12 protein-coding genes are annotated in these 10,504 nt (G+C 67.1%); 11 read left to right on the forward strand and 1 reads right to left on the reverse strand.

The window, feature by feature from the left end; all coding sequences use genetic code 11:
- Positions 1-46: 46 nt before the first annotated feature.
- The 10 genes from cyoE to ABID41_RS11680 all read left to right on the forward strand — a co-directional run bounded on the left by cyoE (position 47) and on the right by ABID41_RS11680 (position 8,852).
- Positions 47-1,018: a heme o synthase gene (gene cyoE, locus ABID41_RS11635; protein ID WP_331928499.1), complete on the forward strand. Its 972-nt coding sequence runs from the start codon at positions 47-49 to the stop codon at positions 1,016-1,018.
- Entirely contained in the window at positions 1,015-1,167 is a 153-nt protein-coding gene (locus ABID41_RS11640) for a hypothetical protein (RefSeq protein WP_331928497.1), read from the forward strand. Before cyoE ends, ABID41_RS11640 begins: the two co-directional genes overlap by 4 nt.
- A complete protein-coding gene (locus ABID41_RS11645; RefSeq protein WP_354297716.1) occupies positions 1,148-1,783 on the forward strand; it encodes a cytochrome c oxidase assembly protein in 636 nt (211 codons plus the stop codon). Before ABID41_RS11640 ends, ABID41_RS11645 begins: the two co-directional genes overlap by 20 nt.
- A gap of 76 nt (positions 1,784-1,859) precedes the next feature.
- Positions 1,860-2,732: a cytochrome c oxidase subunit 3 gene (locus ABID41_RS11650; protein ID WP_331928493.1), complete on the forward strand. Its 873-nt coding sequence runs from the start codon at positions 1,860-1,862 to the stop codon at positions 2,730-2,732.
- A gap of 9 nt (positions 2,733-2,741) precedes the next feature.
- Positions 2,742-3,098, forward strand: coding sequence for a DUF983 domain-containing protein (locus ABID41_RS11655; protein WP_331928491.1), 357 nt, complete (start codon positions 2,742-2,744; stop codon positions 3,096-3,098).
- The gene (locus ABID41_RS11660; protein WP_331928489.1) at positions 3,091-3,816 is read left to right on the forward strand and encodes an SURF1 family protein; all 726 of its coding nucleotides are present in this window, start codon (positions 3,091-3,093) and stop codon (positions 3,814-3,816) included. Before ABID41_RS11655 ends, ABID41_RS11660 begins: the two co-directional genes overlap by 8 nt.
- The gene (thrC, locus tag ABID41_RS11665; protein ID WP_354297717.1) at positions 3,816-5,210 is read left to right on the forward strand and encodes a threonine synthase; all 1,395 of its coding nucleotides are present in this window, start codon (positions 3,816-3,818) and stop codon (positions 5,208-5,210) included. Before ABID41_RS11660 ends, thrC begins: the two co-directional genes overlap by 1 nt.
- The gene (locus tag ABID41_RS11670; RefSeq protein WP_354297718.1) at positions 5,185-6,474 is read left to right on the forward strand and encodes a M16 family metallopeptidase; all 1,290 of its coding nucleotides are present in this window, start codon (positions 5,185-5,187) and stop codon (positions 6,472-6,474) included. The genes thrC and ABID41_RS11670 overlap by 26 nt, the downstream gene beginning before the upstream one ends.
- A gap of 46 nt (positions 6,475-6,520) precedes the next feature.
- A complete protein-coding gene (locus tag ABID41_RS11675) occupies positions 6,521-7,132 on the forward strand; it encodes a GNAT family N-acetyltransferase (RefSeq protein WP_331928483.1) in 612 nt (203 codons plus the stop codon).
- Between the two features lie 61 nt (positions 7,133-7,193).
- Positions 7,194-8,852: a putative bifunctional diguanylate cyclase/phosphodiesterase gene (locus ABID41_RS11680; RefSeq protein WP_331928481.1), complete on the forward strand. Its 1,659-nt coding sequence runs from the start codon at positions 7,194-7,196 to the stop codon at positions 8,850-8,852.
- 4 nt (positions 8,853-8,856) lie between these two features.
- Here the strand turns inward: ABID41_RS11680 and ABID41_RS11685 are convergent, their stop codons facing one another.
- A complete protein-coding gene (locus ABID41_RS11685; protein ID WP_331928479.1) occupies positions 8,857-9,426 on the reverse strand; it encodes a YqgE/AlgH family protein in 570 nt (189 codons plus the stop codon).
- 114 nt (positions 9,427-9,540) lie between these two features.
- Between ABID41_RS11685 and ABID41_RS11690 the strand changes: the two genes are divergently transcribed.
- Positions 9,541-10,023, forward strand: a complete 483-nt coding sequence (locus tag ABID41_RS11690) for a peroxiredoxin (RefSeq protein ID WP_354297719.1) — start codon at positions 9,541-9,543, stop codon at positions 10,021-10,023.
- Positions 10,024-10,504 lie beyond the last annotated feature (481 nt).

Here is a 10,504-nt window from a genome sequence, read left to right on the forward strand (position 1 = left end):
TGGGACATTCCAGCGCGCGCCCTCTGATCGTTTTGAGAGTATCCTGATGACCATGTCGCCAGCCATGTCTCGCAGCAGCGCGCCCCCGCGGTGGCAGGACTACGTCCAGCTACTGAAGCCGCGCGTCATGTCGCTGGTCATCTTCACGGCGATCACCGGCCTGATCTGCGCCGACGCGGGGATGAACCCGATCCTGGCGGCCGTGGCCATATTCTGTATCGCCGTCGGGGCCGGCGCCTCGGCCGCGTTCAACATGTGGTACGACGCCGACATCGACGCGAAGATGCGCCGCACCCGCGGACGTCCGGTGCCCGCCGGCAAGGTCCAGGGCGCCGACGCCCTCGCCATGGGCGGTGTGCTGTCCCTCTTTTCGGTGATGCTGCTCGGCATGACGGCCAACTGGCTGGCGGCCGGACTGCTCGCCTTCACCATCTTCTTCTACGCGGTCGTCTATACGATGTGGCTGAAGCGCTCGACGCCCCAGAACATCGTCATCGGCGGCCTGGCGGGCGCCTTGCCGCCGGTGATCGGCTGGGCCGCGGCGACAGGCACGACGCCGCTGAACGCCTGGTTGCTTTGCGCCATCATCTTCATGTGGACGCCGCCGCACTTCTGGGCGCTCTCCCTCTACACGAGCGAGGACTACCAGAAGGCCGGGGTGCCGATGATGCCGGTGACGGCGGGCGCGGCCTCCACCCGCAAGCAGATCCTGATCTACAGCCTGCTGTTCGTTCCGATCTGCATCACGCCCGCGTTCACGGGCCTTGGCGGCTTGACCTACCTCGCGGTCGCCGGGTTCGGCGGGCTGGTCTTCCTCATCCTGGCCTGGCGTGTCTTCCGCAGCCGTGCTGGCGAGAAAGCCGGCGAGCGCAACGACGACGGCCTCTATGACGTCAAGGCGGGCTCAAAGGACGCCCGCAATCTGTTCGCGTTCTCGATCCTGTATCTGACGTTGCTGTTCGCCACCCTGCTGGCCGAGCACGTCTTTGATCTTCCTGCTTTCGGAGCCTTGAGTTGAGCGAACCGCAGCACGATCCCAAAGCCGAAGCGCGCGCTCGTCGCGGGCGCAACATCGCCCTGGCGCTGGGGCTCGTGCTTTTCGTCATCATTGTGTTCGTGGTGACGATCGTGCGCCTAGGAGGGAACGTTGCACAGCGCCCCTTCTAAGCCCGCAGACTCCGAGACGAGACGCAACAAGAAGGTCGCGCTGATCTGCGCCGGCGCTTTCGTGGTCATGATCGGCGCGTCGTTTGCATCGATCCCGCTCTACCGCGCCTTCTGCCAGGTGACGGGATTCGACGGCACCGTGCGCCGGGCAGCCGCGGCTCCCGACAAAGTGCTCGGTCGCAAGCTGACGATCCGATTCGACGCCAACGTCCGCGAACTGCCCTGGACCTTCACCGCTGAGCAGGTTTCACAGCAGTTGAAGATCGGCGAAACCGGCCTTGCCTTCTTCAAGGTCACCAATAACGGCGACAAGGCGATGACCGGCCGCGCGATCTACAACGTCGTTCCGGAATCGGCAGGCGCCTACTTCCAGAAGCTGGAATGCTTCTGTTTCGATGACCAGACCATCGGCCCCGGCCAGACGGTTGAATTTCCAGTGGTTTATTTTGTCGATCCGAAGTTCGCCGAGGACTTCGAGACCAAGGGGAAGGGTGAAGTCACCCTCTCCTACACGTTCTTTCCGTCGGTGACGGCTCAGCCAGTTGAAAAGCGGGCTGATCTTGATCCGGCAAAGCTATCTTCCACGCTTGGCGTGAAGCCCAAGGCAGGGCTATAGCGTCAAGCAAGTTGTCATTCGTCCGTTCGAGAGAGGAGCGGGCGTCTGTGAGATCTTAAGAGGGGTTAGGACCGAAATGGCCCACGGCGAAGTCAAGCACGATTACCACCTGCTGCCTCCCAGCCCTTGGCCGCTCGTTGGCTCCATGTCCGCGACGGTCATGGCGATCGGCCTCGTGACTTGGATGAAGGGTCTGTTCGGCATGCCGGCGAACCCGTGGCTGTTCGCGGCCGGTCTGGCTGGCGTGCTCTACACCATGTTCGGCTGGTGGTCGGACGTGATCAAGGAATCCAAGGCGGGCGACCACACCCCGGTCGTCTCGATCGGCCTGCGTTACGGCATGATCATGTTCATCGCCTCCGAGGTGATGTTCTTTGTCGCCTGGTTCTGGATCTTCTTCGAAATGGCCCTGTTCCACGGCCATCGCACCCTGTCCTCGATCGAGGAAGTGCGCACCGCCTGGGCCACCTGGCCGCCGGCGGGGATCGAGACGGTCCCGGCCTGGAACCTGCCGCTGGTCAACACCCTGATTCTGCTTCTCTCCGGCACCGCCGTGACCTGGGCGCACCACGCGCTGCAGCAAGGCGACCGCAAGGGCGCGAAGATTGGCCTGGCCCTGACCATCGCCCTCGGCGCGCTGTTCACCAGCGTCCAGGCCTACGAGTATCACCACATCCTCTCGCACAATTACTTCTTCGGCGCCGAGGGGCAGGCGAACTCGGGCCTCTACGGTTCGGCTTTCTTCATGGCGACGGGCTTCCACGGCTTCCACGTGCTGATCGGGACCATCTTCCTGGCCGTCTGCCTGCTGCGCCTGCTGCGTGGCGGCTTCACGCCCCAGAAGCACTTCGGTTTCGAAGCCGCCGCCTGGTACTGGCACTTCGTCGACGTCGTCTGGCTTTTCCTCTTCGCGTTCATCTACGTGGTGTTCGGCGGAGCGGGTCACTAAGGCCGCGTTATGGAGAGCCCCAATCCGTTCCTGGCGGGCCTGCGCGGCCGTTGCCCGAATTGCGGAGAGGGGCCTCTTTTCGAAGGGTTCCTCAAGGTCGCCCCGGTCTGCAGTCATTGCGGCTATGACCTTGCCAAGGCCGACTCCGGAGATGGCCCCGCGGTCTTCGTGATCCTGATTGCGGGCTTCCTCTGCGCTTTCGCCCTGCTCTTTACTGAGCTGGCTTTCTCGCCCCCGATCTGGGTGCACATCGTCGTCTTCCTTCCGCTGACCCTGTTTGTCTGCCTCGGGCTGATCCGGCCCCTGAAGGGCGTGCTGCTGGCGGCTCAGTTTGCGAACAAGGCTTCCGAAGCGCGCCATGACTAAGCGGGCGGGCCGCTTCCCCATCGGCCTGACGATCGCCGTGGGGATTTCGCTGGTCATCCTGCTCAGTCTTGGCGCCTGGCAACTGCAGCGCCTGCACTGGAAGCAGGACGTGCTCGCCCGGGTGGCCGCCTTGCAGGCCGCGCCAGCCCAGCCCGGCCTCGCCGCCCTTGAGCGCATGGGCGCGGGCGCTGATCTCGACTTCACCCGCGTTCAGCTCGAGTGCCCAGGCCTGGCCGCAGCGCCGTTTGTCGAGCTCTTCTCCGTGCGCGAGGGAAACGCGGGAGTCCGTCTGGTTTCGGCCTGTCGCGTCGCGGGCGGTCGCTATCGCAGCGTGCTCGTCGACCGCGGCTTCATCCTCGACACCGTGTCGGCGCGCCCGGCGGTGAACGTTTCGGACCTGCGAGCGGTAGACGTCGTCGGCGTCTTGCGCAGGCCCGAGGCCGGCAACCTCTTCAGCCCCGCCAATGATCCGGCCGCCAACCGCTGGTACGTCCGCGACGTGCCGGCCATGGCCAAGGCGCTGCAGGCCGACGCGCCGGCGCCGTTCGTCCTGATGGCGGAGACCTCGTCGAATCCCGGCTGGGCCGCCCTGGTTCCGGCCCCCCTGCCGGCGGACATTCCCAACCGCCATCTCGAATACGCCGTCACCTGGTTCGGCCTTGCCGCCGCCCTGGTCGGCGTCTATGCCGCCATGCTCTGGCGTAGATGGAAGTCCTGATGCGGTATGTCTCCACGCGGGGGGAAGCGCCCTCCGTTGGCTTTATCGATGCGATTCTCTCGGGCCTTGCGCCGGACGGCGGGCTCTACGTGCCCGAGGCCTGGCCGAGCTTCACGCGCGCGGAGATCGCCGCATTCGCCGGCCGGCCCTATGCCGAGGTGGCCGCCGAGATCCTCGCCAAGTTCGTCGGTGACGAGATCGCCCGCGACGACCTGGAGCAAATGTGCGCCGAAGCCTATGCCAGCTTCACCCACGCTGCCGTGGTCCCCGTGCGCCAGATCAGTCCGGGCGGCTTCGTGGCCGAACTGTTCCACGGCCCCAGCCTCGCCTTCAAGGACGTGGCGATGCAACTCTTGGCGCGGCTCTCGGATCACGTGCTCGGCGCCCAGCGCAGGAACCAGACGATCCTCTGCGCGACCTCGGGCGATACCGGCGGCGCGGCGGTCGAGGCTTTCCGCGGACGACCCAACACCAAGATCGTGGTGATGTTCCCGAACGGCAGGATTTCTGCCGTTCAACGCAGGTTCATGACGACGGCGACGGAAGACAATGTCCGCTGCGTGGCCGTCGACGGCGACTTCGACGATTGCCAGGCGATTCTCAAGACCGCGCTCTCGGATGCGTCGCTGAAGCAGGCGGTCGGTCTCTCGGCGGTGAACTCGATCAATTTCGCGCGGATCGTCGCGCAGTGCGTCTACTACTTCACCGCCGCGGTCGCCCTTGGCGCGCCCCATCGGGAAGTCGCCTTCGCCGTGCCCTCGGGCAATTTCGGCGACGGGTTCGCGGGCTATGTCGCCAAGCGGATGGGCCTGCCGATCGCGCGGATCATCATCGCCACCAATTCCAACGACATCCTGGCCCGCGCCTTCGACGAAGGCCGCTATGTCCGCGGCGTCACCGCCCCGACCCAGTCGCCGGCCATGGACATCCAGTCGGCCTCGAACTTCGAGCGGCTCTATTTCGAGTGCGTGCGCCGCGATGGCCTGGAGACCGCCCGCGCCTTCGCCGCCTTCGCCGAAACCGGCGTGCTGGATATCCCGCCGCAGGCGCTGAGCACGATGCGCGAAACCTTCACCGGCGTCGCGATCAGCGAGGTCGAGACCACCCGCACCATCGTCGCCACGCTTCGGGAGACCGGGGAACTGATCGATCCGCACACCGCGGTCGGCGTGGCCGGCATGCACCACGCGCGCTCAGTGACCTCCGCCCCGATCGTAGTCCTCTCCACCGCACATGCCGCCAAGTTCCCGGAAACGGTGGAAGCGGCGACGGGCGAGACGCCGGTCATGCCGCGTTCGGCCGCGCACCTGGCCGACAAATCGGAGCGATTCGACGAACTCCCCGCTGACGCCGGGGCCATCAAGACCTATGTGCGGGCCTTTGCGGAAGGCTGAGCAACTGCCCACCATACACAAGTTGAGCAACGGGGTTCGCGTCGTCTGCGACCCCATCGACGGCCTGGAGACCCTCGCCCTGTCGGTCGTCGCCGGACGCGGGGCGCGGTCGGAAGACGAATCCCGGTCGGGCTGGTCCCACCTTCTCGAACACATGGTGTTCAAGGGCGCCGGCCAGCGTTCGGCGAAGGACATCGTCGAGGTCGTCGAGGCCGAGGGCGGCCAGATCAACGCTGCCACGGGCTACGAGCGAACGAGCTTCCAGGTGCGCGCCCTGAAGGGTGGCCTAGATCTCGGCTCGGCCGTGCTGGCCGATCTCGTCCAGCGGCCGACCATGGATCGGGCCGACCTGGTCCGCGAGATCCAGGTCGTCGGCCAGGAGATCGCCGAGGCCGCAGACACCCCGGACGACCTCGTCTTCGAGATGGCTCAGGAAGCCGCATTCGGCGCCCAGCCGCTGGGTCGGTCGATTCTCGGTTCTGACGCCAGCATCGGAAAGGCGTCGTCGGCGGCGCTGTCCGAGTGGCGGGCGACGCTCTACGCGCCGGCCAATCTCATCATCTCGGCGTCGGGCGCCGTGGACGAGGACGAACTGCTCGCCCTGGCGGAGCGCGATTTCGGCCAGGCCGCGGGGGAGGGCGCGCCGTCCCCCGACGAGGCGGCCTTCGTCGGCGGCTTGCGGGTCGCCGCCAAGGCGCTGGAACAGGCCAATCTGGTCTTCCTGCTGCCCGCCGTCGGCGTGCGCGACGACCGCTACTTCACCCTCCGGCTATTCGCCGAGATTCTAGGGGGCGGCATGGCCTCCCGCCTCTTCCAGGAGGCCCGGGAGAAGCGGGGCCTGGCCTATGCGGTGGACGCCTATTCCGAAACCTATGCCGACACCGGAGTGCTGGGCGTCTTCGCCGGATGCGCCGCGGGCGACGCCGCCGAGCTGGCCAAGGTCGCGGCCGGCGAGATCCGCGGCATGGCCGAGCGGATCGAAGCCTCCGAGCTCTCGCGCGCCAAGGCCCAGCTCAAGGCCTCGATGTTCATGGCGCGGGAACAGCCGCTGTCGCGCACCGAGCAGGCCGCCTCGCAGGTGCTGCTGTTCGATCGCACCCTGCCGACCGCCGAGCTGGCGGGCGAGATCGACGCGGTGAGCGCGGCCGACATCATGGCGCTGGGCGAGTGGATGCTGGCGCCGCGGCGGGCCGCGGCCAGCGTTCTGGGACCCAAGGCGGCGCTGAAGGCGGCCGAAGCGTTCGAGGCCGCGCTGACCCGCTGATCTTTGCGCGCTTGACGACCCAGGTCTGGCCCGCGAGTCTCCCCCCATGGCCCTGCTGGATTGGATTGCGCCGGAAAGCAGCCTTCGCATCGAGGGCGACGGGGTGCGCCTGCGTCCGCCGCGTGCGACGGATTTCGCCGAGTGGCGTGAACTGCGTGCTCAGTCGCGGGATTTCCTCCAGCCGTGGGAGCCGACCTGGCCGGCCGACGATCTGACCCGTGCGGCCTTCCGACGCAGGCTGACCGCCTATGCGCGCGATCGCGAGGCCGGGACGGCGTTCCCGTTCTTCGTTTTCCGGGCCAAGGACGACGCCCTGACCGGGGGGATCACCCTTTCGAACGTTCGCCGCGGCGTCGCACAGACAGGGTCCGTCGGCTACTGGTGCGGCTCGCCATTCGCCCGTCAGGGCCAGACCCTGGCGGCCGTCCGCGCGCTGACGGTGTTCTCGTTCCGGACCTTGGCCCTGCATCGCCTGGAGGCGGCCTGCCTCCCCAGCAACGAGCCTTCCCGCCGACTTCTCAACCGCGCCGGGTTTCGGGAAGAGGGGCTCGCTCAGGCTTATCTGAAAATTAACGGCGTCTGGCGAGATCATGTCCTGTTCGGTCTTGTGTCTCCCTTGAGGACGCACGAGGGCCCGGACGAGGGAGTGTCTGTTTAGCGCGCTCGGCCGTCGTGGGCCGGACCGCTCGGCGGCGCGTTGGCCTGAACCGCTTGAGACCATGCCGAACGATCGTTGGAGCTGGGACCAGACTACGACCTTGGAGGCGCTCGGCGCCGCCGATGTCGCACTTTGGCTATGGGAGCCGGAAAAGGACCGGCTGAGCCTGACCGGCGCGACCCGGGCGCTCGGCCTTGGCCCACTGGCTCCGGAATGTTCATCCGCCGCCATTCGCGCCCTGGCCCTGCCGCCCGATCGGGCGCTCGCCGAGGACATACTTCGCCTGCGTGAGCCGGGCGCCGAGGTCGCGGTGCGCCTGCGCATGCGCGGCGGCGGGATCTGCATCTGGCGTGGCGTATGGCTGGAGGAGGGACCCAGGGCGGCCGGCGTCATCGGGCTCGAGACAAAGTTCGCCGCCTCCGAACAGGATCCGCTCACCGGCCTGCTCGACCGGCGCAACTTCGTCGCCCGTGCGAGGGAGCGGCTGCAGCGCCCAGGACAGCAGGAACTCGTCGTCGCCGACCTCGACCGACTGCGGCGCCTGAACGAAGCGCTGGGCCACGAGCGCGCGGATCTGGTGCTTGCGGCCCTTGGTTCGCGCCTGGCCGCGGCGTTCCCCCCCGACGCCCTGCTTGCGCGGGTCGGCGAGGACGAATTTGCGGTCCTGACGCCGGCGAGCGTGACCTCGGCTGCGGAAACCTTGCGACACGCCCTGGAACAGCCCCTGCGGGTCGCGGGCTTCGACATCCACCCGACCCTCTCCATCGGCGCCGTGGAGGCCGCGGGCGGGGCCGACGCGCCGGAAGCGGCGGAACTCCTGCGCCGCGCCGAACTGGCGGTGGAGGCGGCCAAGAGCGGCGGACGCGGCGGCGCGGCCGCCTATGGTCGCAGCCTGGAAAGCGACGGCCTTTCGCGCCTGGCGCTGGAGAGCGACCTACGCGGGGCCATGGGCCGCAACGAGATCGTCCCCTTTTACCAACCCATCGTCCGGCTTTCGACGGGCGCGTTGTCCGGGTTCGAGGCCCTGGTGCGTTGGCGCCATCCGCGTCGCGGCCTGCTGACGCCCGACCAGTTCCTGCCGCTCTGCGAAGAGATGGGGCTGATGAGTGAGCTGGGCGCCATGATGATGCGCGAGGCCGCCCAGCAACTGGCGACCTGGCGACGCGATCACCACGCGGCCGGCGAGCTGACCGTGGCGGTGAATCTTTCCACCGGCGAGATCGACCGCCCGGACCTGGTTCCGGACGTCCTGGCGATCCGGCGGGAGACCGGCCTGCCGCCTGGAGCGCTGAAGCTGGAAGTCACCGAAGGCGACGTGATGCGCGATCCGGATCGCGCCGCAGTCGTGCTGCGCAACCTGCGCAAGGCGGGCGCCGCGCTCGCCCTGGACGACTTCGGGACCGGCTTCTCCTCGCTGAGCTACCTGACCCGCCTGCCGTTCGACACCCTGAAGATCGACCGTTACTTCGTGCGGACCATGGCCACCAACGAGGGGTCGGCCAAGATCGTCTCCTCCGTGGTCAAGCTCGGCCAGGATCTCTCGCTCGAGGTCGTGGCCGAAGGGGTCGAGAACGCCCAGATGGCGCGCCAACTGCTGTCGCTGGGCTGCGACTACGGCCAGGGCTTCGGCTACGCGCCGGCGCTCTCGCCGCAGGAGGCCGAGGTGTATCTCAACGAAAGCTACGTGGACGGCGCGGCCCCGGTGAAGGCGCGGGGCTAGGGTTCTAGGCCCGACCGGCCGCCGACGACAGCAGGCTCGGGTCTATGCCGAGCTTGGCCAGCGCCCTCGACCACTTGGATGCGTGGTCGGCGCCGAAAATGAGCTCCTCGTCGGCCTCGCAGGTCAGCCAGACGTTCTCGCGAATCTCGTGCTCGAGCTGGCCCGCGCCCCAGCCGGAATAGCCGAGGGCGAGGAGGGCGCGGCGCGGCGGACGATCCGATCCGGCCATGGCTTCGAGCACCTCTCGCGTCGCGGTGAGCGCCAGGCCCTCGCTCACCGGAAGGCTGTGCTCCCCAGCCATGTAGTCGTCGGTATGGATGACGAAGCCACGCTCGCGATCCACCGGGCCGCCCAGCAGCACGAGGTCGGGGGCCAGTTCGGTCGTGGTGCTGATCTCCAGGCGACTCAGCAGGTCCGGGAGGGTGAGGCCTTCCACGGGGCGGTTGACCGCAATCCCCATGGCGTGGCCCTCGTCGTGCGTGCAGACGAGCACCAGGGCCCGCTCGAATCGCGGATCGCCGATCCCCGGCATGGCGATCAGAATCTTGCCTGTAAGGAATGCGCCGTCTCGCATATCTCGAATGTGACGCTGATCGCGGCGCTTTCAAGTCATTGCGCGACACAAGACCGTTGAAGCCTGGCCTGGGCGGGCTATGTCCTGAGGCGACCTTTTGAGGGAGAGATGACCATGACCATCAAAGTTGGCGACAAGCTGCCGGCCGCGACCTTTTCGGCCGGGACGCCCGACGGGCCCAAGCCGATGGGGGTCGACGAGATCTTCGCGGGCAAGAAGGTCGCCCTGTTCGCGGTGCCCGGCGCCTTCACCCCGACCTGCTCGGCCCGGCACCTGCCCGGCTTCAAGGAGCGTGTGGCCGACTTCAAGGCCAAGGGCGTCGATACGGTCGCCTGCCTCTCGGTGAACGACGCCTTCGTCATGAAGGCCTGGGGCGAGAGCCAGGGCGTCGGCGAGGACATCCTGATGCTGGGCGACGGCAATGGCGATTTCACCAAGGCGGTCGGCCTGGAGATGGACGGTTCGAAGTTCGGCATGGGCACGCGCTCCCAGCGTTATTCGATGATCGTCGAGGACGGTGTCGTGAAGGAACTGAACGTCGAGGCGCCTGGGGAATTCAGGGTGTCGGCCGCGGACTACATGCTGGCCCAGCTCTGAGCGGAGCTCTGCAGTCCCTTGCATCGAACCGGTGCAAGGGGCGCCCGGGATCTGTGCGAAATGAGGGTGTTTTGGGCTTGTCATGTTGGGGTGTGTTGATTAGGTTCCATGCCTTCGACCGAACGCCACGGCCCTTGCGGGAGCAATCTTCAAGATCTCCCGTGGCGGGGTTTTGCGCTTTGTCCTGACGGTGTCGGGGCCTTGCGGAAGAGGGACTGAAAAGTCCGGTTGACGAGGACGGGGCGGCCCTCTAGATAGCCGCCTCCCTGGTGGCGCAGTCGCCGGGCGGGCTTGAGGAAGTCTTTGGATTTCTTGAGGTTTCGCCGGTCTTTTGTGACATCGGGCGTCGACCGATTTTCGAGGTTTCCGGCGGGTCCGGACGGCTTCGAAAAAGGCTGAAAAGTCTGGTTGACGAGGACGGGGCGGTCCTCTAGATAGCCGCCTCCGCCGGCCACCGGGCGTTAAACGGTGGGGCTGACGC

The sequence above is a fragment of the Phenylobacterium koreense genome, assembly GCF_040545335.1.
In the GTDB taxonomy this organism is placed as follows: domain Bacteria; phylum Pseudomonadota; class Alphaproteobacteria; order Caulobacterales; family Caulobacteraceae; genus Phenylobacterium; species Phenylobacterium koreense.